At 56.3% G+C, this 22,709-nt stretch carries 24 protein-coding genes; 17 read left to right on the forward strand and 7 right to left on the reverse strand.

Going from position 1 to position 22,709, the window contains the following annotated elements; translation table 11 throughout:
- Positions 1-148: 148 nt before the first annotated feature.
- From cytR to rraA, 6 genes are all read left to right on the forward strand, one after another.
- Positions 149-1,177: a DNA-binding transcriptional regulator CytR gene (gene cytR / locus V2S86_RS23985; RefSeq protein WP_006317754.1), complete on the forward strand. Its 1,029-nt coding sequence runs from the start codon at positions 149-151 to the stop codon at positions 1,175-1,177.
- A gap of 65 nt (positions 1,178-1,242) precedes the next feature.
- Positions 1,243-2,223, forward strand: a complete 981-nt coding sequence (gene ftsN / locus V2S86_RS23990; protein WP_330764444.1) for a cell division protein FtsN — start codon at positions 1,243-1,245, stop codon at positions 2,221-2,223.
- Between the two features lie 102 nt (positions 2,224-2,325).
- Positions 2,326-2,856: an ATP-dependent protease subunit HslV gene (gene hslV / locus V2S86_RS23995; protein ID WP_004953184.1), complete on the forward strand. Its 531-nt coding sequence runs from the start codon at positions 2,326-2,328 to the stop codon at positions 2,854-2,856.
- A gap of 12 nt (positions 2,857-2,868) precedes the next feature.
- A complete protein-coding gene (hslU, locus tag V2S86_RS24000) occupies positions 2,869-4,203 on the forward strand; it encodes an HslU--HslV peptidase ATPase subunit (RefSeq protein WP_006317752.1) in 1,335 nt (444 codons plus the stop codon).
- 93 nt (positions 4,204-4,296) lie between these two features.
- On the forward strand, positions 4,297-5,214 hold the full coding sequence (locus tag V2S86_RS24005; protein WP_330764445.1) for a 1,4-dihydroxy-2-naphthoate polyprenyltransferase: 918 nt from the start codon (positions 4,297-4,299) through the stop codon (positions 5,212-5,214).
- 75 nt (positions 5,215-5,289) lie between these two features.
- A complete protein-coding gene (rraA, locus tag V2S86_RS24010; RefSeq protein WP_126486031.1) occupies positions 5,290-5,775 on the forward strand; it encodes a ribonuclease E activity regulator RraA in 486 nt (161 codons plus the stop codon).
- 57 nt (positions 5,776-5,832) lie between these two features.
- On the opposite strand, the gene zapB is transcribed toward rraA, so the two are convergent.
- Positions 5,833-6,072 (reverse strand): septal ring assembly protein ZapB, encoded by a 240-nt coding sequence (gene zapB, locus V2S86_RS24015; protein ID WP_330764446.1) that lies wholly within the window; start codon positions 6,070-6,072, stop codon positions 5,833-5,835.
- Between the two features lie 540 nt (positions 6,073-6,612).
- Between zapB and V2S86_RS24020 the strand changes: the two genes are divergently transcribed.
- The 3 genes from V2S86_RS24020 to glpX all read left to right on the forward strand — a co-directional run bounded on the left by V2S86_RS24020 (position 6,613) and on the right by glpX (position 10,151).
- Positions 6,613-7,458: an MIP/aquaporin family protein gene (locus V2S86_RS24020; RefSeq protein ID WP_004953195.1), complete on the forward strand. Its 846-nt coding sequence runs from the start codon at positions 6,613-6,615 to the stop codon at positions 7,456-7,458.
- Between the two features lie 43 nt (positions 7,459-7,501).
- Positions 7,502-9,010 (forward strand): glycerol kinase GlpK, encoded by a 1,509-nt coding sequence (glpK, locus tag V2S86_RS24025; protein WP_330764447.1) that lies wholly within the window; start codon positions 7,502-7,504, stop codon positions 9,008-9,010.
- A 130-nt stretch (positions 9,011-9,140) separates the two neighbouring features.
- Positions 9,141-10,151 carry a class II fructose-bisphosphatase gene (glpX, locus tag V2S86_RS24030; RefSeq protein ID WP_126486037.1) on the forward strand — a complete coding sequence of 337 codons (1,011 nt, stop codon included), beginning with the start codon at positions 9,141-9,143 and terminating at the stop codon, positions 10,149-10,151.
- A gap of 32 nt (positions 10,152-10,183) precedes the next feature.
- Here glpX and emrD read toward each other — a convergent pair whose 3' ends face one another.
- Complete coding sequence (gene emrD / locus V2S86_RS24035) at positions 10,184-11,368, reverse strand: multidrug efflux MFS transporter EmrD (protein ID WP_330764448.1); 1,185 nt, start codon at positions 11,366-11,368, stop codon at positions 10,184-10,186.
- A 296-nt stretch (positions 11,369-11,664) separates the two neighbouring features.
- On the opposite strand from emrD, the gene V2S86_RS24040 reads away from it, so the two are divergent.
- Positions 11,665-12,288: a helix-turn-helix transcriptional regulator gene (locus V2S86_RS24040; protein ID WP_330764449.1), complete on the forward strand. Its 624-nt coding sequence runs from the start codon at positions 11,665-11,667 to the stop codon at positions 12,286-12,288.
- A 3-nt stretch (positions 12,289-12,291) separates the two neighbouring features.
- A complete protein-coding gene (gene fpr, locus V2S86_RS24045) occupies positions 12,292-13,038 on the forward strand; it encodes a ferredoxin--NADP(+) reductase (RefSeq protein WP_330764450.1) in 747 nt (248 codons plus the stop codon).
- Positions 13,039-13,048: 10 nt separating this feature from the next.
- On the opposite strand, the gene V2S86_RS24050 is transcribed toward fpr, so the two are convergent.
- Entirely contained in the window at positions 13,049-13,474 is a 426-nt protein-coding gene (locus tag V2S86_RS24050) for a DUF805 domain-containing protein (RefSeq protein WP_330764451.1), read from the reverse strand.
- Positions 13,475-13,674: 200 nt separating this feature from the next.
- Between V2S86_RS24050 and V2S86_RS24055 the strand changes: the two genes are divergently transcribed.
- The gene (locus tag V2S86_RS24055; protein WP_330764452.1) at positions 13,675-14,265 is read left to right on the forward strand and encodes a DUF1454 family protein; all 591 of its coding nucleotides are present in this window, start codon (positions 13,675-13,677) and stop codon (positions 14,263-14,265) included.
- Positions 14,266-14,392: 127 nt separating this feature from the next.
- A complete protein-coding gene (gene tpiA, locus V2S86_RS24060) occupies positions 14,393-15,160 on the forward strand; it encodes a triose-phosphate isomerase (protein WP_004953219.1) in 768 nt (255 codons plus the stop codon).
- Positions 15,161-15,226: 66 nt separating this feature from the next.
- Here the strand turns inward: tpiA and V2S86_RS24065 are convergent, their stop codons facing one another.
- The 4 genes from V2S86_RS24065 to cpxP all read right to left on the reverse strand — a co-directional run bounded on the left by V2S86_RS24065 (position 15,227) and on the right by cpxP (position 19,112).
- The gene (locus tag V2S86_RS24065) at positions 15,227-16,216 is read right to left on the reverse strand and encodes a sulfate ABC transporter substrate-binding protein (RefSeq protein ID WP_330764453.1); all 990 of its coding nucleotides are present in this window, start codon (positions 16,214-16,216) and stop codon (positions 15,227-15,229) included.
- Between the two features lie 186 nt (positions 16,217-16,402).
- Positions 16,403-17,365 (reverse strand): 6-phosphofructokinase, encoded by a 963-nt coding sequence (gene pfkA, locus V2S86_RS24070; protein ID WP_037425599.1) that lies wholly within the window; start codon positions 17,363-17,365, stop codon positions 16,403-16,405.
- 232 nt (positions 17,366-17,597) lie between these two features.
- On the reverse strand, positions 17,598-18,500 hold the full coding sequence (gene fieF, locus V2S86_RS24075) for a CDF family cation-efflux transporter FieF (protein WP_330764454.1): 903 nt from the start codon (positions 18,498-18,500) through the stop codon (positions 17,598-17,600).
- 117 nt (positions 18,501-18,617) lie between these two features.
- Entirely contained in the window at positions 18,618-19,112 is a 495-nt protein-coding gene (gene cpxP / locus V2S86_RS24080) for a cell-envelope stress modulator CpxP (protein ID WP_330764455.1), read from the reverse strand.
- Positions 19,113-19,260: 148 nt separating this feature from the next.
- On the opposite strand from cpxP, the gene cpxR reads away from it, so the two are divergent.
- The 4 genes from cpxR (at position 19,261) to V2S86_RS24100 (ending at position 22,678) form a co-directional block, all read left to right on the forward strand.
- The gene (gene cpxR / locus V2S86_RS24085) at positions 19,261-19,959 is read left to right on the forward strand and encodes an envelope stress response regulator transcription factor CpxR (protein ID WP_004953234.1); all 699 of its coding nucleotides are present in this window, start codon (positions 19,261-19,263) and stop codon (positions 19,957-19,959) included.
- Entirely contained in the window at positions 19,956-21,329 is a 1,374-nt protein-coding gene (gene cpxA, locus V2S86_RS24090) for an envelope stress sensor histidine kinase CpxA (protein ID WP_330764456.1), read from the forward strand. Before cpxR ends, cpxA begins: the two co-directional genes overlap by 4 nt.
- A 63-nt stretch (positions 21,330-21,392) precedes the next feature.
- Positions 21,393-21,866, forward strand: coding sequence for a tRNA (uridine(34)/cytosine(34)/5-carboxymethylaminomethyluridine(34)-2'-O)-methyltransferase TrmL (gene trmL, locus V2S86_RS24095; RefSeq protein WP_006317734.1), 474 nt, complete (start codon positions 21,393-21,395; stop codon positions 21,864-21,866).
- Positions 21,867-21,928: 62 nt separating this feature from the next.
- Positions 21,929-22,678, forward strand: coding sequence for a CHAD domain-containing protein (locus V2S86_RS24100; RefSeq protein WP_330764457.1), 750 nt, complete (start codon positions 21,929-21,931; stop codon positions 22,676-22,678).
- Positions 22,679-22,709 lie beyond the last annotated feature (31 nt).

Here is a 22,709-nt window from a genome sequence, read left to right on the forward strand (position 1 = left end):
CCAAGGCAATTTTGTCACCTAAAGTAGCGCCGTGACAGAATGTTCGAATGCGGATGGCGCTAAATGATAACAACACCACCGTACGCCAGAATTTGTGAGCAAACTGCAGTAGTCGCGTTGGCATGGGGCTAACGCAAGGAGAAAGGCGTTGGAACACAAGAAAGAATTACCCATGGCAACCATGAAAGACGTTGCCGAGATGGCCGGCGTTTCAACGGCAACCGTGTCGCGCGCACTGATGAACCCGGAGAAGGTGTCAACGCCGACGCGTCAGAAAGTGGAGCAGGCCGTTTTGGCCGTGGGCTACTCTCCTCATGCCCTCTCGCGCAATATCAAGCGTAATGAATCCCGTACCATTCTGGTTATCGTCCCCGACATTTGCGATCCTTTCTTCGCCGACGTGATCCAGGGGATCGAGCAGACCGCCGCGCAACAAGGTTATCTGGTGCTGATTGGCGACTGCGCTCAGCAGAACCAGCAAGAGCGCACCTTCGTCAATCTGATTATCACCAAGCAAATCGATGGCATGCTGCTGCTCGGCTCCAATCTGCCCTTTGACGCCAGCAAGGAGGAGCAGCGTAATCTGCCGCCGATGGTGATGGCCAACGAGTTTGCCCCGGAGCTGGAGCTGCCGACGGTACACATCGATAACCTGACCGCCGCCTTCGAGGCCGTACATTATTTGCACCAGCTCGGACACAAGCAAATCGCCTGTGTCGCCGGGCCGGAACAGATGCCGCTCAGCCATTATCGGCTGCAAGGTTACATTCAGGCGCTACGTCGTAATGGCATTAACGTCGAAAGCAGCTATATTACCCGGGGTGATTTCACTTACGAAGCCGGTGCACAGGCGCTGACAGCGCTGATGGCGCAACCAAAACCCCCGACGGCGATCTTCTGCCACAGTGACGTAATGGCGATCGGCGTGCTGTCGCAGGCGAAAAAAATGGGGCTGCGGATACCGCAGGACCTTTCCATCGTTGGCTTTGACGACATCAAGCTGACGCAGTATTGCGATCCGCCGTTAACCACGGTGGCTCAACCGCGCTATGAGATCGGCCGGCAAGCGATGCTGCTGTTGTTGGAACAACTGCACGGACAGGCAGTACCAAGTGGCTCCCGGCTATTGGACAGTGAGTTAATTATCAGAGGCAGCACAGCTGCCCCTAAACGCTAGTCAAATATTTTAGGGTTCAGTAACATGCAGGACTTATCTCCTCATCAGGACACAGCGGAATAATAGTGGCACAAAAAGACTATGTAGGCCGTGGGCGCACAGGAGCGCGGCGCAAAACCCCCAGCCGTAAAAAAAGCAGTTCTCCGAAAGTATCCAAAACCGTGCTGGCGTTGGCCGTCGCACTGGTGGTGATCTTTATCGGTGGCCTCTATTTCATTACGCACAACAAACCGGACGATGTGCCGCTGTTGCCTGCACACAGCAATCGCCCCGGCAATGGCCTGCCGCCGAAGCCGGAAGAGCGTTGGCGCTATATCAAAGAGCTGGAGAACCGTCAGATTGGCGTGCAAACACCGACCGAGCCAACGGCCGGCGGCGAAGTCAACTCCAAGACTCAATTGACCACCGAACAACGCCAATTGCTGGAACAGATGCAGGCGGATATGCAACAGCGCCCAACGCAGCTGAATGAAGTGCCGTATAACGACCCTTCTCAAGCTGCGGCGCGCGGCAACAGCCGTCAGCAGCAGATGCAACAACAGCAAATGCAGCAGCAAGTTCAGCAACAGGTGCAGCAGCCACAGGTTACCCAGCCGCGTAATCCGTTTAACAACGGTGCAACCACGGCACCGGTGCAACAGCACCAGCAGCAGGCTAAACCCAAACCCAAGCCGCAGCCGGTAACGCCGCCGCCGGTCCAGGTTAAGCAGCCTGAGCCTAAACCGCAGCCAAAACCTGAGGTAAAACCTGAGGTAAAACCGGAAACCAAGCCGGAAGTGAAACAGGAAACGGCCAAGCAGGAAACCAAGCCTGAGCAGAAACAGAAGTGGATGGTGCAATGCGGTTCGTTCCGCGCCACCGATCAGGCTGAATCCGTCCGTGCGCGCCTGGCGTTTGAAGGTATAGAAAGCCGCATCACCGCAGGTGGCGGCTGGAATCGCGTGGTGCTCGGCCCATACAGCAGCCGCGCGACGGCGGACAAAACCTTATCGCGCCTGAAGGGCGTTGGCATGTCAAGTTGCATTCCCCTCTCCGTTGGGGGTTGAAAAGCGTCAATCCCCCCCCATCTATACTCTCAATATGCCTCGTAGTGTCTGCGCAAGCAGACGCTGCGAGGGCTTCTTTTCGTCTTCAACGAGGGTCTGCTCGTGACAACAATTGTAAGCGTACGCCGCAACGGCCAGGTAGTGATCGGTGGCGATGGCCAGGCCACCTTGGGCAATACGGTAATGAAGGGCAACGTCAAGAAAGTGCGTCGCCTGTATAACGACAAAGTGATTGCCGGTTTCGCCGGTGGCACCGCGGATGCCTTCACGCTGTTTGAGCTGTTCGAGCGCAAGCTGGAAATGCACCAGGGCCATTTGGTTAAAGCGGCCGTTGAGTTGGCTAAAGACTGGCGTACCGACCGCATGCTGCGCAAGCTTGAAGCGCTGCTGGCCGTGGCGGATGAACACTCTTCGCTGATCATCACCGGCAACGGTGACGTGATCCAGCCTGAAAATGATTTGATTGCGATCGGTTCCGGCGGGCCATATGCCCAGGCTGCCGCTCGTGCGATGTTGGAAAATACCGAGCTGAGCGCCCGCGAAATCGTTGATAAATCTCTCAACATCGCCGGTGACATCTGTATTTACACCAACCATTTCCACACCATCGAAGAATTGCCTTCCAAAGCGTAAGGATCGAATACTATGTCTGAAATGACCCCGCGCGAGATCGTCAGCGAGCTGGACAGCTACATTATCGGCCAGAACAAGGCCAAACGTGCCGTTGCCATCGCCCTGCGTAACCGCTGGCGCCGGATGCAGCTCGACGAGATGCTGCGTCATGAAGTCACGCCAAAAAATATTCTGATGATCGGCCCGACCGGCGTCGGTAAAACCGAAATCGCCCGTCGTCTGGCGAAGCTGGCCAACGCGCCGTTCATTAAGGTAGAAGCCACCAAGTTCACCGAAGTGGGCTATGTCGGCAAAGAAGTGGATTCCATCATCCGCGATCTGACCGATGCCGCGATCAAAATGGTGCGCTTGCAATCGATCGAGAAAAACCGCACTCGCGCCGAAGAAATGGCGGAAGAGCGCATTCTCGACGTACTGATCCCACCGGCCAAAAACAACTGGGGCCAGCCGGACGAGCATCAAGAGCCGTCGGCCGCGCGCCAGGCATTCCGCAAGAAATTGCGTGAAGGCCAACTGGACGACAAAGAGATTGAAATCGATCTGGCTTCTGCGCCAATGGGCGTCGAAATCATGGCGCCTCCGGGCATGGAAGAGATGACCAATCAGCTGCAGTCGATGTTCCAGAATCTGGGTGGCCAGAAGCACAAACCGCGCAAGCTGAAGATCAAAGAAGCCTTCAAGCTGTTGATCGAAGAAGAAGCCGCCAAGCTGGTGAACCCGGAAGAGCTGAAAGAGCAGGCGATCGAAGCAGTTGAACAACACGGCATCGTGTTTATCGACGAGATCGACAAAATCTGTAAGCGCGGCGGCCAAAGCTCCGGCCCGGACGTGTCCCGCGAAGGCGTGCAGCGCGACCTGCTGCCACTGGTGGAAGGCTGTACGGTTTCCACCAAGCACGGCATGGTGAAAACCGATCACATTCTGTTTATCGCCTCCGGCGCGTTCCAGACCGCCAGCCCGTCGGATTTGATCCCGGAACTGCAGGGCCGCCTGCCGATCCGCGTTGAGTTGCAGGCGCTGACCACCGAAGATTTCGAGCGCATTCTGACCGAGCCAAGCGCCTCGCTGACCGAGCAGTACAAAGCGTTGATGGGCACCGAAGGCGTCAATATCGAGTTCACCGCCGAAGGTATCCGTCGTATTGCCGAAGCCGCGTGGCAGGTTAACGAAAGCACCGAAAACATTGGTGCACGCCGTCTGCACACCGTGCTTGAGCGTCTGATGGAAGATATTTCCTACGATGCGAGTGAAATTAACGGCCAATCCATTACAATTGATGCGGATTACGTGCGTAATCATCTGGATGAACTGGTAGCGGATGAAGATTTGAGTCGTTTTATCCTATAATCGCTCAATCATGTCCTGTCGGTCATCTGTGTGGGAGGCATTGCCTCCCACAATTATTTCTAACGGACACAGCCACTTACTCTGAAGCGAAAAATGAGCTCATCAACCTCCACCTCCCCGGCCAGAGCCTGGCTGGAAAGTTTACGACCACGCACCCTGCCGCTGGCCTTTGCCTCGATCGTCGTCGGTTCCGCCATTGCCGCCTGGCATGACAGCCTGAAACCCGGCGTGGCGCTGTTGGCGCTGCTGACTGCCGGCTTGCTGCAAATTCTCTCTAATCTGGCGAACGACTATGGCGATGCGGTAAAAGGCAGCGACAAGGAAGATCGCATTGGGCCGCTGCGCGGCATGCAAAAAGGCGTGATCACCCAGGCGCAGATGAAACGCGCGCTGGTCGTGACGGTGGTGTTGATTGCTATCGCGGGCTGTTCGCTGATCGCTGTCGGCTGTGAGCAGCCCAGCGACGTTGTAGGTTTCCTGGTGCTGGGCGGGCTTTCTATCGTCGCCGCCATTACCTATACCGTAGGCAATAAACCCTATGGTTATCTGGGATTGGGCGATATTTCGGTGCTGGTGTTTTTTGGCTGGCTAAGCGTGGCGGGCACCTACTATCTGCAAACCCACGCTTTCGACAGCATCGTGATGTTGCCGGCCACCGCCTGTGGCCTGCTGGCAACCGCAGTACTCAATATCAATAACTTGCGCGATATCGAAAGCGACCGCGCCAACGGCAAAAATACCCTGGTGGTGCGGCTCGGGCCACAGAAGGCGCGCTATTACCACGCACTGCTGCTGATCGGCGCGGTGGTGTGCTTTGCTCTGTTTACACTGCTTAATCTGCATAGCCTTTGGGGCTGGCTGTTTGTGCTGGCCATCCCGTTGTTGGTGCGTCATGGCCTGCACGTACTGCGCGATCCGACCCCGGCCGGCATGCGACCCATGCTGGAGCATATGGTCAAGGCGGCGCTGCTGGCCAACGTGCTGTTCGCCATTGGCGTGGCGCTCAGTTAAAAACTGATGATTTTGCCAACAGGGCGAATAAAGGGATATACTGGTTATTCCAGCGGCAAACAGACGTAAAATCCTATGAAATACGATACTTCCGAACTTTGCGACATCTATCATGAAGAGGTGAACGTTGTTGAACCTCTATTCTCCAATTTTGGCGGGCGTACTTCATTTGGCGGGCAAATCACCACGGTGAAATGCTTTGAGGATAACGGCCTGTTATTCGATCTGCTCGACGAGAACGGCCGTGGCCGCGTCCTGCTGATCGACGGCGGCGGCTCGGTGCGTCGCGCACTGATCAACGCAGAGCTGGCGCGTCTGGCAACCCAGAACGAATGGGAAGGCATCGTGGTTTACGGGGCGGTGCGCCAGGTTGACGATCTGGAAGAGCTGGACATCGGCATTCAGGCGATGGCGGCCATTCCGGCGGGCGCCATCAGCGAAGGCGTCGGCGAAAGCGATATCCGCGTTAACTTCGGTGGTGTCACCTTCTTCTCCGGCGATCATCTGTATGCCGACAATACCGGGATCATTCTGTCTGAGGACCCGCTCGATATCGAGTAATCCGCAGAGATGAAAAAGGGCGCCTGAGGCGCCCTTTTCGATCCTGGCATCAGGGAATCAGACTTCTTCCATTTTGCCCAACAGCGCGCGCAGGCGATCTTGCCATACGTGCTGCTCTTCTTTCAGTTGCTGGTTTTCACGCACCAAGGATTCGTGGTTGCCTGAGGCAGCCTGAACTTCGTGAGCCAGCGTGTTGTTTTTGTCTTTCAGCTCTTCAATTTCCATCTGCAGCAGGGTGATGGTATCGATCGCCTGCTGAACTTTCGCTTCCAATTTCTCAAATACTTCAAATGACATTCTTCAGTCCCCTCATGATAGCAAGGCGTACATCTATAGCTAACGGCCGCAACTCGGTTGCAACTGCTGCGAATATGCATCGCGCCAAGTGACACGCGCTTTTATTGAAAAAACGCGCCTGTCTCGATAAAACGTTTCTTTCGATAAAAACGATTGTAAGTAGCCTGTCCCCGACTGTCTAGCAACATACCGGCTCATCGCGCAAGTCTGTTGCAATTTTCCTGCCTTCACCATCAGCAAAAACTGAAAATGCCCGCCGGACAAAAAGCGCTTTGTTAACAATTGGCGGACAAACCACTGGTCAGATCACACTTTCATGGCGCAGAAAGAACACCGGACGACGCGAATTCGCTCAATTTTATGACGAAGCACACACATTTTGATTTCGCTATTTCTCGTTTATGTTCGTTAACGATAAATTTACATCACGTCCTCAATTGATAATTGGACGAGATGAAAAAAACTGTACCCATAGGCCGGGTGGATTATCCCAGTGAGCCTATAAACCTATAACCGCCGTTTTTGCAGGACAACAACATTATGAGCCAAACCACCAGTCCGACCCTAAAAGGCCAGTGTATCGCCGAGTTCCTCGGCACCGGTTTGTTGATCTTTTTTGGCGTAGGCTGCGTTGCCGCGCTGAAACTGGCAGGCGCCAGTTTCGGTCAGTGGGAAATCAGTATCATTTGGGGCCTGGGCGTTGCCATGGCCATCTATCTGACCGCTGCCATCTCCGGTGCGCACCTTAACCCGGCCGTTACTATCGCGCTGTGGTTGTTCGCCTGCTTTGACGGACGCAAAGTACTTCCTTACATTGTCGCGCAGATCGCCGGAGCCTTCTGTGCAGCAGCCCTGGTCTACGGGTTGTATTACAACCTGTTCTTCGATTTCGAAGCGGCCAACCACATGGTGCGCGGCAGCGACGAGAGCCTGGCTCTGGCCGGTATCTTCTCCACCTATCCTAACGCGCACATCTCCGTCGGCCAGGCTTTCCTGGTAGAAACCGTGATCACCGCGATTCTGATGTGCCTGATTCTGGCGCTGACCGACGACGGTAACGGCATTCCTCGTGGCCCGCTGGCACCGCTGTTGATCGGTATTCTGATTGCCGTTATCGGCGCCTCCATGGGACCATTGACCGGCTTTGCATTGAACCCGGCGCGTGATTTCGGCCCGAAACTGTTCGCTTATCTGGCAGGCTGGGGCAAAGTGGCCTTCACCGGCGCGCGTGACATCCCGTACTTCCTGGTGCCAATCTTTGGCCCAATCCTCGGTGCCGGCCTGGGTGCCTTCGGCTACCGCGCACTGATTGGCCGCCATCTGCCGTGCGACGTCTGCGTAGAGGAAGAAGAACCCGCTACCAAGGCCCAGCAGCGCAAAGCGTGATTGACACAGTTTTAAAACGGTTAACAACAGCAGGATTAAGATCATGACAGTAGAAAAAAAATACATTGTCGCTCTCGACCAGGGAACCACCAGTTCACGCGCCGTAGTGCTCGATCACGATGCCAACATCGTTGCGGTGTCTCAGCGCGAGTTCACGCAGATTTACCCGAAAGCCGGCTGGGTTGAACACGATCCGATGGAGATCTGGTCATCGCAAAGCTCCACGCTGGTAGAAGTGCTGGCAAAAGCCGACATCAACTCCGATCAGATTGCCGGCATCGGCATCACCAACCAGCGTGAAACCACCATCGTCTGGGAAAAAGAGACCGGCAAGCCGATTTACAACGCCATCGTCTGGCAGTGCCGCCGCACCGCCGAGATCTGCGAAAAACTCAAGCGCGACGGTCTGGAAGAGTACATTCGTCACAACACCGGCCTGGTGGTTGACCCCTACTTCTCCGGCACCAAGGTGAAATGGATCCTCGATAACGTTGAAGGTGCCCGCGAACGCGCCAAGCGCGGCGAGCTGCTGTTCGGCACCGTCGACACCTGGCTGGTGTGGAAAATGACCCAGGGGCGGGTGCATGTGACCGATTACACCAACGCCTCGCGCACCATGATGTTTAACATCCATGAGCTGGACTGGGACGATCGCATGCTGGAAGCGCTGGATATTCCGCGCATCATGCTGCCGAAAGTCCGCCCATCCTCCGAGGTGTACGGCCAGACCAATATCGGCGGTAAAGGCGGCACGCGTATTCCTATCGCCGGTATCGCCGGTGATCAGCAAGCGGCGTTGTACGGCCAACTGTGCGTTCAACCGGGCATGGCGAAAAACACCTACGGCACCGGTTGCTTCCTGCTGATGAATACCGGCAAAGAAGCGGTTCGATCCAGCCACGGCCTGCTGACCACCATCGCCTGCGGCCCGCGCGGTGAAGTGAACTATGCGCTGGAAGGCGCGGTATTTATCGGCGGTGCCTCTATCCAGTGGCTGCGCGATGAGCTGAAACTGATCAGCGATGCGGCCGACTCCGAATACTTCGCCACCAAGGTGAAGGACAGCAACGGCGTCTACGTAGTACCGGCCTTTACCGGCCTGGGCGCCCCTTACTGGGACCCCTATGCCCGTGGCGCCATCTTCGGTCTGACCCGCGGCGCGAACAGCAATCACATCATCCGCGCCACGCTGGAGTCCATCGCCTACCAGACCCGCGACGTGCTGGATGCCATGCAGGCTGACTCCAACACCCGCCTGCAATCGCTGCGTGTGGATGGTGGCGCGGTTGCCAACAATTTCCTGATGCAGTTCCAGTCCGACATCCTCGGCACTCGCGTAGAGCGTCCTGAAGTGCGTGAATCGACGGCACTGGGCGCAGCTTTCCTGGCGGGCCTGGCCATTGGCTACTGGAACGATCTGGACGAGGTGAAGAGCAAAGCCGTTATCGAGCGTGAGTTCCGTCCAAGCATTGAAACCACCGAGCGTAACTTCCGTTACAGCGGCTGGAAAAAAGCGGTTGCCCGTGCCCAGGCATGGGAAGAGCACGACTAACGCCCTTTTGCGTTGTTGACCGAATCACGCGCTGCCCTCGGGCGGCGCGTTTTTTTTGCCCCGCCCCGCCACCGCCCTGCTGTGATAAACTTTGCCGATATTTTCTTCCTTTCTCACAACGGGTTTTGCCATGAAACGTGAATTAGCCATCGAATTTTCCCGCGTTACCGAAGCCGCCGCGCTGGCGGGCTACAAATGGCTGGGGCGCGGCGACAAGAATGCCGCCGACGGCGCTGCGGTCAACGCAATGCGCATTATGCTCAATAAAGTGGATATCGATGGCCGCATCGTGATCGGCGAAGGCGAAATTGATGAAGCGCCCATGCTGTATATCGGCGAACAAGTCGGCAGCGGCCAGGGCGATGCGGTGGATATCGCGGTCGATCCCATCGAAGGCACGCGCATGACCGCCATGGGTCAACCCAACGCGCTGGCAGTGCTGGCAGTGGGCGATCGCGGCACCTTCCTGCACGCGCCGGACATGTATATGGAAAAGCTGGTGGTGGGCCCGGCTGCGCGCGGCGCTATCGATCTCAACCTGCCGCTGGCAGAAAACCTGAACCAGGTCGCAGCCCGACTGAACAAGCCTCTGGCGCAGTTGACGGTAGTCATTCTGGCCAAACCGCGCCACGACGGCGTTATCGCGCAGCTGCAACAGCTCGGGGTACGGGTTTTCGCTATCCCTGACGGCGACGTAGCGGCCTCCATCCTGACCTGCATGCCGGAAAGCGAAGTCGACGTGATGTACGGTATCGGCGGCGCACCTGAAGGGGTGATTTCCGCTGCGGTGATCCGAGCGCTTGACGGCGATATGCAGGCGCGACTGCTGCCGCGCCATCAGGTGAAAGGCGACAGCGCCGAGAACCGCCGCATCGGTGAAGAAGAACTGGTGCGGTGCAAAGAGATGGGGATTGAGGCCGGCAAGGTGTTGGTATTGGACCAAATGGCGCGCAACGACAATGTCATTTTCTCCGCCACCGGCATCACCAAGGGCGACCTGCTGGAAGGCATTAGCCGCCAGGGCAATATGGCCACCACGGAAACCTTGCTGATCCGCGGCAAGTCCCGCACTATCCGCCGCATTCGCTCAACCCATTATCTGGACCGTAAAGATCCGGCGCTGCACGAGTTTCTGCTGTAATTAAACAGGGCGCCATTGGCGCCCTGTTGGTTTTATGCGGTATGTCCCTGATGCTGAAGACGATTTGACAACGGCCACCAGCACAGCAAAATCAGCAGCGCCATCGCAAACATCAGCAGGCCGAGGCTGAACTGCCCGGTCTGCGGCAGCATGGCGGAGAGCCAGGTCGCCAAACCCGATCCCATATTCTGCATACCGCCCACCAAGGCGCCCGCCGCCCCCGCCAGATAGGGGAAAGGCTCCATCGCGCCGGTGGTAGCCAGCGGGAACAACATCCCTGCGCCGAAAAAGAACAGCGCCGCCGGCACGATCAGCGTCCAGATGTTCATCACGCCAAACCAACCCGGGATCCACATCATCAGGCCAGCCAACAGACAGCTGATGACCGAATGCCACATCAGGCTGTGGAAGGTTTTGCCGTCACGGCCGGCGTACCAGGCACCGAAAAACGCGGCAGGGATCGGCAGGATAAACAGGATACTGACGGTCAGCCCGCTCAAGCCCAACACGCCGCCCATCAGCACGCCGCAGCTGGCCTCGAACACCGCGATCCCCGCCAGTGCACCGATCAGCATCACCAGATAACAGCTGAAAGTGCCGTCCGCCAGCAGCTTGCCGAAACTCGCCAACATGCGCCGTTTTTCTGTCTGTTGCGGCCGGGTTTCCGGCAGCCAGCGGAACATGGCGAAGGCAACGCCGGCGCAAAGCGCCAACAGGAAGGCGTAACAAGCACGCCAGCCAAAGATCATCGCCAACGCTCCGCCGATGATCGGTGCCAACAGCGGGCTCACCAGAATGCCCATATTGAGCAGGCTGTTGGCATAGCGCAGTGAGGTCCCGGCATACAGATCACGCGGCATGGTTCGCGCCATCACCCCCGCCACGCCCGTGCCCATGCCCTGAATGGCGCTGGCGGCGACCAGCATCGTCAGGCTATTGGACAAGAGCGCGCCCAGAGCGCCAACCAGGAAAATCATCATCCCGGCGAGGATCACCGGGCGGCGGCCAATGCGGTCCGACAGAGGACCGTAAATCAGCTGTGAAAAACCGTAGGTCATCAGATATGCCGCCATCACGCGCTGCACCGCACCGGTGCGCACCGACAGATCTCGGGCTATGTCAGCAATGACGGGAACATAAATGGTTTGCGCCATCTGACCGACGGCCACCAACAGGGTAAGCATCACCAGCAGGTGAAAGTTGTCTATTTTTCTCATTATCTTCGTTAACGTATTAACTCGTCATAGCGTCTCGGTATGACTCCAGATTGAGCCAGAACGGCGAGCAGCCCTCTATGGCGGCATAAGCTAACAAATCTGATTTTTTTAGCGAGTTTCAGACAGATATTGATCCCGGTCACACTGGCAGCAAAGGCAACCAGCCTCGTAAATTAAACTGTACGTCTAACGCTTAAGGGGTAAAAATGGCGAACTCGCCGTATTTTGGCTTTAGCATTTAATCGATAATTATTTTCATCATATTGAAATAAAATAACACCATAGGGATTTGGTTCATGAAAACACCAGAGCTGATTTTGTTGCAGTTGAAAACCTTGGGGCCGCATTCCGCCAAAATGCTGGCTGAGCGTCTGGACATCACCCCAATGGGTATTCGTCAGCATCTGCAATCCCTGGAAAGACGTGAGCTGGTTTGCTACGAAGAGGCGCGAACCAAAGTGGGCCGCCCCACGCGTTACTGGTCGCTGACCCATCAGGGCCACGCCGAGTTCGCCGATTGCCACGATACGCTTGCCACGGCGTTGCTGGAGTCCGCCCACCCGCTGTTTGGCGATGAAGGGGTGGAACAGCTGATTAGCGAGCGTGAAGAAAAGCTTTATCAGCGCTATGCCGAAGAGTTGTCGGAAGAAACCAGCCATCAGGGCCGACTCGCCCGGTTGGTGCGCCTGCGGCAGCACGATGGTTACTTGGCCGAGCTGTTCGAACATCCGCAGGGCATGCTGCTGGTGGAAAACCACTGCCCGATCGGCGTGGCGGCCACCGCCTGCAGCAGCCTGTGCAATTCGGAACTGCGGCTGTTTCACCGCCTGTTTGGCCACGGCTACCGGATAGAACGCGCTGCGCATGCCATTTCCGGCTCACGACATTGCGCTTATTTGATTCGACCATTGGAGCTTTAGAGTATGGCTGACTGGGTTAATGGCAAGGTTACGCAGGTAGAGCAGTGGACCGACGGGCTGTTCAGCATTACCGTCGATGCCCCTATTGATACCTTTACCGCCGGGCAATTTGCCAAACTGGCGCTGGAAGTTGACGGTGAGCGCGTGCAGCGCGCCTATTCCTACGTCAACGCCCCCAGCGATCCGAATCTGGAGTTTTACCTGGTTACCGTGCCGGAAGGCAAACTGAGCCCACGGCTCAATCAGCTGCGGCCGGGCTCGGAAGTGATGGTGACCAAAGAGGCCGCCGGTTTCTTCGTGCTGGAAGAAGTGCCGGAATGCGACACTTTGTGGATGTTGGCGACCGGCACCGCCATCGGCCCTTACCTGTCCATCCTGCAGGAAGGCAAAGACCTGGAGCGCTTCAAAAATGTGGTGCTGGTGCATGCAGCCCGCTTTGCGCGCGATCTCAGCTACCTGCCGCTGATGCAGCAATTGCAGCAGCGCTACAACGGTAAACTGCGCATTCAGACCGTCGTCAGCCGTGAAGACGCCGCGGGTTCACTGACCGGACGCGTGCCGGCGCTGATCGAAGACGGCCGGCTGGAAGCGGCGGTGGGGCTGCCCCTTGATGCCGAAACCTGCCACGTCATGTTGTGCGGTAACCCGCAGATGGTGCGAGATACCCAGCAGACGTTGAAGGATCAGCGGCAGATGCGCAAGCACCTGCGCCGCAAGCCGGGCCATATGACCAGCGAGCACTACTGGTAACCCCACAGGGTTATTTACTGCGGAACCTGACCGGCTCGGCTTCCGGGCCGAAACGGTTGTTCCCTGGAGTGCCGACAAAGGCGCCGAGATCAATCATCATCATGATGATAATCAGCGTCGGGATAAAACGCCCGACGCCCCACTGCCAGATTGGCGCCAGCATCTGCCAATTGCCCGCCGCCAACATCCACGCCAGTATCAACAACAGCGCCCACCAGCCGGCCTTGTTACGATCGTGCAGGCGTTTGATCAGCACCGCCGCCGTTGGCCACAGCAACGCAACAATAAAGAATGCGATCGACTGGATCGCCACCAGTTGGTAGTTCGCCAAAGTAAAGGCTACGGCCATCAATACCAGCCAGGCCCCCATCCAGATCCAGAAGTCACGCCGCCCGATGCGGCCCTTAAAAGAAAAACACCACTGCTGTAACGTCATCGATTCCTGTGCTCTTTGCCTGCCCATATTCTGTCGCGCAGTGTAACATAGGCGCAGCTGGGCAGAGATTAACGCCCTGCATTACGCGGAGTAACGCACAGCTTTCCTGTCAGCAAGCGATAATGGCGCGGAATCTTTGACAATCCCCCTTGGTTATCGCTTTAATCGGAGCCATCTTTGTTCTTGATGCCATGTATGCCATGCTGAGAAAAACCACCGCCTTCGCCTGCCTGTTGCTAAGTATCGGCAACGCCTGGGCCGATCCTCCGGATGCCGCCGCCAGTGCTTCGCCCACCGCACCGTACCTGCTGGCCGGTGCACCGACGTTTGATCTGACGGTGGTAAAATTTCGCGAAAAATACAACCGCGATAATCCAACGCTGCCGATCGGCGAATTTCGCGCCATCGCAACCGCAGAAGATGACTCGCCACTGCTGACGCGCGCCGCCAGCAAGTTGAATGAAAACCTCTATGCCTCCACCGCGCTGGAAAAAGGCACCGGTAAAATCAAAACGCTGCAGATCACTCACCTGCCGCTGCAACAAAGCAGCGAAGAGAAGGCTGCTCGCAGCGTTGCCGTCAACTACATGGCTGCGCTGATGCGCCAATTTGAACCTGTGCTGACGGTGGAACAAAGCCTGGCCAAAGTAACCAGCCTGCTGGAAAAGGGCAAAGGCTCACGCTTCCACCAACAGCAGGTCGGCGCGATCCGCTACGTGGTATCGGACAACGGCGATAAAGGGATAACTTTCGCGGTTGAACCGGTTAAGCTGGCGCTATCCGAGCCTTAACAGCACGGCATTTAATGACGAAAAGCAAAGCCTTCGCGCTTAATCATCTCTATACTGTTGGCCAGGTAAACTGCCGGTCCGGCAGTGGTTATTTCGACTCTCGCGTTCCCTTGTTGGAGGAAAAAACATGCGTCATCCATTAGTTATGGGTAACTGGAAGCTTAACGGCAGCACTCACATGGTTAACGAACTCATTGCCGCTCTGCGCAATGAACTGAGCAGCGTTGACGGTTGTGGCGTCGCTATTGCACCGCCGGTAATGTACCTGGATCAGGCCAAGCACGCTCTGGCTGGCAGCCGCATTGCTCTGGGCGCACAAAACGTAGACGTGAACCTGTCCGGTGCATTCACCGGCGAAGTTTCCGCTGACATGCTGAAAGATGTAGGCGCGCAATACATCATTATCGGCCACTCCGAACGCCGCACTTACCACAAAGAAACCGACGCGGCGATCGCCGAAAAATTTGCCGTGCTGAAAGCGGCCGGTCTGATCCCGGTGCTGTGTATCGGTGAAACCGATGCAGAAAACGAAGCGGGTAAAACCGAGGAAGTTTGCGCACGCCAGATCGACGCCGTGCTGAAAACTCAGGGTGCTGAAGCGTTCAAAGGCACCGTTATCGCTTATGAACCCGTGTGGGCCATCGGTACCGGCAAGTCCGCTACCCCTGCGCAGGCACAGGCAGTACACAAATTTATCCGCGATCACATCGCCAAGCAGGACGCAGCCGTCGCTGCAGAAGTGATCATCCAGTACGGCGGCTCCGTGAACGATAAAAATGCTGCCGAGCTGTTCACCCAGCCGGACATCGACGGCGCGCTGGTTGGCGGCGCATCACTGAAAGCTGACGCTTTCGCCGTGATCGTCAAAGCCGCTGCAGCCGCTAAAAAAGCCTGATTTCATTCGGCTCATAAATAACAAAACCCCGGCATGCCGGGGTTTTTTATTGCAGTCACAAAAGCATCAGCGCTTGCTGATCTCGTCGAACACGCCGCCGGTGGCAAAGTGCACCTTCTGCGCTTCAGTCCAGCCGCCGAAGGTATCATCCACGGTGAACAGCTTCAGTTTCGGGAACTGGTCGGCAAATTTGGCCGCCACCGCCGCATCACGCGGGCGATAGTAGTTTTTCGCCGCGATGGTCTGCCCTTCCGGCGTATAAAGATACTTCAGGTAAGCCGTAGCCACATCGCGAGTGCCGCGCTTATCGACCACTTTATCTACCACTGAGACGGTAGGCTCCGCCAGAATCGATTCGCTCGGGGTGATAATTTCAAACTTGTCTTTGCCCAGCTCTTTTTCCGCCAACAACGCTTCGTTTTCCCAGGCGATCAGCACATCGCCGATACCGCGTTCGACGAAAGTATTGGTTGAGCCACGCGCACCGGAATCCAGCACTTCAACGTTTTTATACAGGTTTTTCACGAACTCCTGCGCCTTGGCTTTATCGTTATTGTTGTGGTGCAGCGCGTAACCCCAGGCAGCCAGATAGTTCCAACGCGCGCCCCCGGAGGTTTTCGGATTCGGTGTAATCACCGACACGCCTGGTTTAATCAAATCGGCCCAGTCGTGAATTTGTTTTGGATTGCCTTTGCGCACCAGGAACACAATGGTCGAGGTATAAGGCGCGGAGTTGTCCGGCAGACGTTTGATCCAGTCTTTGTTGATGCGCCCACGCTCGGCGATGGCATCCACATCATAGGCCAGCGCCAGTGTGACCACATCGGCCTCAATACCGTTAATCACCGAGGTGGCCTGCTTGCCGGAACCGCCATGCGACTGACGCACAGTCACTTTATCGCCGGTCTGCTGCTGCCAGTATTTACCGAATGCGGTGTTGTATTCCTGATAGAACTCACGCGTCGGGTCGTATGAAACGTTCAACAGTTGAATATCTTTCGCCATGGCGCCGGACGCCAGCAGCATTATTGTCAGACCTACACCCCATTTACGCATCGACTCGCTCTCCCAGGAAAAATAATCGCAACCTCAATCGGTTGATTTAGCATCAGAGCCTGCCAGAAACTCTCTCTCCAATTAAAGAATAAAAAATTTTGGGCTAGACGATTCTGGAATATAACCGCAACAAGCAAAAAAAAGCCCCCGCACGCGGAGGCTCGTTATTGCCGGACTGAAAGGAGATCAGTACAGTTTTTTCGCCGTATCCAGCCAGTCGCCTTTAAACGGACGCTTCATGTTTTCGATCGCATCGATGATGTCGTGATGCACCATCTTCTCGTTCTGGATACCGACGCACCGGCCGCCATAACCCTGCAACAGCAGTTCGATGGCATAAGCGCCCATGCGGGAAGCCAGAATACGGTCGTAAGCCACCGGCGAACCGCCGCGCTGAATATGCCCCAGCACGGTAGCACGGGTTTCGCGCTTGGTTTCTTGTTCGATATGACGCGCAAGTTCATCGATATCGCAGATGTGCTCGGTGATCGCCACAATCGCGTGTTTTTTGCCTTTGGCGATACCGGCCTTGATTTCACAGACCAGGTCTTCGCGGTTGAATTCGGTTTCAGGCAACACGATAAATTCACAGCCGCCGGCGATGGCCGCCGCCAGCGTCAGATCGCCACAATAACGCCCCATCACTTCAACGATGGAAATACGCTGATGTGAAGATGAGGTGTCGCGCAGGCGGTCAATCGCTTCGACCACGGTTTCGAGCGCGGTGAAGAAGCCGATGGTGTAGTCGGTGCCGGCCACGTCATTATCGATGGTGCCCGGCAGACCGATACAAGGGAAACCTTCCTCCGTCAGACGTTTGGCGCCCATATAGGAACCGTCGCCCCCAATCACTACCAGCGCATCGATACCGCGGTTTTGCAGGTTTTCAATCGCCTTGGCACGTACGCTGTCGTCTCTGAACTCCGGGAAACGCGCGGATCCGAGAAAGGTACCGCCGCGGTTGATCATATCGGACACGCTATAACGGTCCAATTGTTCCATGCGATCTTCGTACAAACCAAGGTAGCCATCGTAAATACCAAAAACTTCCAGACCTTCCGAAAGCGCGGCACGCACAACACCACGGATCGCAGCATTCATACCCGGCGAATCACCGCCACTCGTCAGTACACCGATTTTCTTGATCATGACTACCTCTGAACTGTAGATGCAATTTCTTAAGAATTCTGTATTCGCCGATTGCCTTGGAACCTCTCCGGCTGCAGAAAACCAGCGTTACGGCTTTTATTACTGGATATTATAACAAAAACACCCAGCTGAATTGATTCAAGTCACGCAATATTACGGTAAAAAATCGACATGGCACGCTGAGCTAACTCGCCATTCGCCCGCCGTACTTACCCTGACTGCCCTGCATTAATTATAGCTCCCAACGCCCCTGACGGCCCGTGGGCACCACGGAACAAGGGTCCTGGTGGATAAGGACATCCGCCCCCGGAAAACGATGCAGCAGCGCCTGCTCCACCTGCTCGGCCAGAATATGCGCCTGCCTCAGCGGCAACGCATCGTCCATCTCCAGATGCAACTGGATAAAACGCGTCGGGCCGGACTGGCGGGTACGCAGATCGTGCGCGCCTTTCACCCCCGGCCAGGAAGAAATGACGTCGATAATCGCCTGACGCTCGTCATCCGGCAATGCCCTGTCCAGCAGCGATTGTACCGCTTCATAGCCCATCCGCAGCGCGCTATAGAGAATGTAGACGCCAATTCCCAACGCAAACAGCGCATCTGCACGCTGAAAACCGTGCCAGCTTAGCCCAAGCGCAATAAGAATAGCACCATTCATCATGACATCTGACTGATAATGAAGCATATCTGCGCGTACTGCCTGACTGCGAGTTTTTCTTACCACCCAACGCTGATATGTGACCAGGATCAGGGTGCTGAACAGTGCAACGATCGTCACGGCCATACCGATGCCAGGATCGCGCAAGGTTTCCGGCGAATACAGATGCTGAAAACCGGTCAGAAACAGAAAAAGCGCCGAGCCGGAAATAAACATGCTTTGCGCCAGCGCCGCCAGCGACTCCGCCTTGCCGTGCCCAAAAGTGTGTTCCTCATCGGCCGGTTGCAGCGAGTAGCGCACCACCAGCAGGTTAGTCAGCGATGCGGCAATGTCCACCAGGGAATCCACCAGCGCAGCCAGCAGGCTCACCGAACCAGTGCGGTACCAGGCGACAATCTTTATCAGTAACAGCGTGGAGGCCAACACGGTGGCGGCTAACGCGGCAGACTTCACCAGACGCGCATATTGCGGTTCCATAACCTAACCCTGGGTAACACGTGAGAAGGCCAGTATAACGGAATGACAGGCAAAAAAAGCCCCGCCATCATGGCGGGGAAGACAGGGATGGTGTCTATGGCAAGGAAAAACAGGGGATTACTCAGTCATACTCAACTTCTGGGCAGAAGTTTGCTGCAAACCAGAAATTTGTTGCTCCATCTGCTGCATGCGCTGCTGATGTTTCTGGTCTAAAACATTTTTTTGCTGTGGCGTCAGCAGGTTATACATTTGATTGCGCACCCGGGCCATTTCGACCTGGCGTTTAACCTGTTGCTGAGCCATCTTTTCCGCCTGGCTATACACGGCGGCTTCATCAAATTTGTCTGCGGTCACCAGTTTATGCATGGCTTCCATTTCAGCTACATTGACACCAGGCAGATCGTGGCGCGCCTGGCGCATTAAATCGCGCATTTGCTGGCGCTGCTGTTCAGTCAGGCTGACACCGTCAAACATGTGGTGCTGGCCAGGGGCTCTGGTTATCGCATCATTTCCGGGAGTCGGTGCAGTTTCCGATGTAGTCTCGGCAGCAAACGCAGCGGTAGAACCTATTGCCAGCATTGATGCCATAACTAATGCGGTCGCCTTACGCATTTTAACTCCTCGTTCTTTCTCACTTTGCGAATCAACGAGGAGCAGTGTACTGCTGCACCTGCAAACATGCGTCAGTGCATGTAAAACTACGTAAAGTCATGGAATGCCAACAGTTGATGACGTATTTTGCGTCAGGAGGTAAAACATAATGAATAAAATTCTGTTAGTTGACGACGACCGCGAGCTGACCTCGTTGTTAAAAGAACTGCTTGAAATGGAAGGTTTTACTATCGTCGTTGCTTACGATGGCGAACAGGCGTTGTCGCTGCTCGACAGCTCCATCGATCTGCTGCTGCTCGACATCATGATGCCGAAGAAAAACGGTATCGATACCTTGAAAGAGCTGCGCCAGCATCACCAGACGCCGGTCATTATGTTGACCGCACGCGGCAGCGAACTGGATCGCGTGCTGGGCCTGGAACTGGGTGCCGATGACTACCTGCCGAAACCCTTTAACGATCGCGAGCTGGTGGCGCGCATCCGCGCTATCCTGCGTCGTTCCAACTGGAGTGAACAGCAGCAGAATGTCGATACCGGCGCACCGACACTGGACGTTGACGGCCTGCAGCTCAATCCGGGTCGACAGGAAGCCAGCTTTGACGGCCAAACGCTGGATCTCACCGGCACCGAATTTACTCTGCTGTATCTGCTGGCACAACACCTCGGCCAGGTCGTGTCGCGTGAGCTGCTGAGTCAGGAAGTGCTGGGTAAACGCCTGACGCCATTCGATCGCGCCATCGATATGCATATCTCCAATCTGCGGCGTAAATTGCCGAACCGCAAAGACGGCCATCCGTGGTTCAAGACCCTGCGCGGCCGGGGGTATTTAATGGTATCAGCAACATGATCAACAGTTTGACGGCACGCATCTTCGCCATATTTTGGTTCACATTAGCCCTGGTGCTGATGCTGGTGTTGATGGTGCCCAAGCTCGACTCCCGCCAAATGACCTCGCTGCTGGACAGCGAGCAGCGGCAAGGATTAATGGTGGAGCAGCACGTCGAGGCCGAGTTGCAAAACGATCCGGCCAATGACCTGATGTGGTGGCGGCGTTTATTCCGCGCCATCGAAAAATGGGCCCCGCCTGGGCAGCGCCTGCTTCTGGTCACCAGCGAAGGCCGCGTGATTGGCAACATGCAACGCAACGAAATGCAGTTGGTGCGTAACTTTATCGGCCAGTCTGATAATTCTGATCATCCGAAGAAGAAAAAATACGGCCGCGTCGAACTGGTCGGCCCGTTCTCAGTACGCGACGGCGAGGATAATTATCAGCTGTATCTCATTCGCCCCGCCAACAGCCCGCAATCCGATTTTATCAACCTGATGTTCGACCGGCCGCTACTGCTGCTGATCGTCACCATGCTGATCAGCGCTCCCTTGTTGCTGTGGCTGGCCTGGAGCCTGGCGAAACCGGCGCGCAAGTTGAAAAACGCCGCCGATGACGTCGCGCGCGGCAACCTGAAACAGCATCCGGAGCTGGAAGCCGGGCCACAAGAGTTTCTGGCCACCGGCGCCAGTTTCAACCAGATGGTTAGTGCGCTGGAACGTATGATGACCGCCCAGCAGCGGCTAATCTCCGACATCTCGCATGAGCTGCGCACACCGCTCACCCGCCTGCAATTGGCCACAGCGCTGATGCGCCGTCGTCACGGCGAAGGGCATGAGTTGGCGCGCATCGAAACCGAGGCTCAACGTCTGGACTCGATGATCAACGATCTGCTGGTGCTGTCGCGCGGGCAGCAAAAAAGCGAGTTGGCGCGTGAGCGGCTACTGGCCAACGAACTGTGGGCCGACGTGCTGGATGACGCCGGATTCGAAGCCGAGCAAATGGGTAAACATCTGGAAGTCACCTCCCCTCCAGGGCCCTGGACACTGTTCGGCAACGCGGGCGCTTTAGACAGCGCGCTGGAAAACATCGTGCGTAATGCTCTGCGCTATTCGCACACGCGCATTGCCGTGGCATTCAGCGCCGACAATCAGGGCATCACTATTGTGGTCGACGACGACGGTCCTGGCGTCAGCGAGGAAGATCGCGAGCAGATTTTCCGGCCGTTCTATCGCACCGACGAAGCACGCGATCGCGCTTCGGGCGGCACCGGTCTGGGCCTGGCGATTGTAGAGGCGGCAGTCAATCAACATCGCGGCTGGGTGAAAGCGGAAGACAGCCCGCTTGGCGGTCTGCGACTGGTGCTATGGCTACCACTGCACCAGCGTTGATCGCCTAAGACAGGTCAGCAAGATTTTGCTATTCTGCGCCCCTCTTCATGAGGGGCCTTTTACATGTTGAATATCGTTTTATTTGAACCTGAAATTCCACCCAATACCGGCAATATTATCCGCCTGTGCGCCAATACCGGCTTTCAGTTGCATCTGATAGAGCCGATGGGCTTCCCATGGGATGACAAACGGCTGCGCCGCGCCGGGCTGGATTATCATGAATTCGCCAATATCCGGCGCCACGCCGATTACGCCGCTTTTATCGCCAGCGAAAATCCGCAGCGGCTGTTTGCCCTGACCACCAAGGGGACTCCAGCGCACAGCGCGGTCAGCTATCAGGCCGGCGACTACCTGCTGTTCGGACCAGAAACTCGGGGTTTGCCCGCCGAGATCCTCGAGGCCTTGCCTGCACAACAGAAAATCCGCATTCCGATGCAGGCGCAAAGCCGCAGCATGAACCTGTCGAATGCCGTCGCAGTGGTGGTATACGAAGCCTGGCGGCAGTTGGACTATGCCGGCGCACTGATTAAACCTTAAGCGGTGACAATCGGCCCTACGGGGAGGATAATCTGAATGGATAACCTCTCCGAGGACATCACATGGCTTTCACAGAGAGTATCATCCCCCAGTTCCGCAGGCTCGAAAACGCGCTGAGTCAGGCGCTGTCGCGTTTGCAGGACCCGACGGATACCGAGGCTCTGCATGATGTACGCATCAACCTGCGGCGTATCAGAAGCCTGCTGAGGCCCTTGCGTGGCATATCCGGCGTCGCACGGCTCGACAACGCTGCAGCCAGTTTGGGGAAACTCACCACGCCGATACGCGATTTGGAAGTACTGATTGCCGAGCTGACGCGACATCAACTAGAGTGGCAGACCAACGTCCGCAAAACCGAACTGCAAAGCCGCAACCTCGCCCTGGCGTCACATCCCTTGCTGTTCCGCTTTCCCAAATTGCTGCATGGCTGGCCGAAAAGCTTCCGGCAGGCCAAACGCCGGCACACAAAACGCCGCGTTGTCCATCGCCTGTCCCGGCAGGTTAAACAATTGCGTCTGGCGCTGGCCGACACGTACTACGATCGCCACCGGCTACGCCTGCTGATCAAACGGGTGCGCTATGCGGCCGACGCCTACCCCCAGTTCGCGCTTATCACACCGGAAACCACTGCTAGCCTGAAGGCGGCGCAAAGCGCATTGGGCGACTGGCACGATCGTTTTATCTGGTGTCGGCAAGCCGAAAATCAGCAGGATCTCTGGCCACTGCTGCCAAAATGGCAGGAAGCTCAGGAAACAGCGCTGGAGAGAGCGGAAATGGCATTGTTGGTGCTTTCGCGGACACTCCACCTCTAAAACCCGCGACGCATCACGATCCTGACAAACT

Origin of the sequence: Serratia sp. C2(1), from assembly GCF_036352655.1 — a bacterium.
GTDB lineage: Bacteria > Pseudomonadota > Gammaproteobacteria > Enterobacterales > Enterobacteriaceae > Serratia > Serratia inhibens.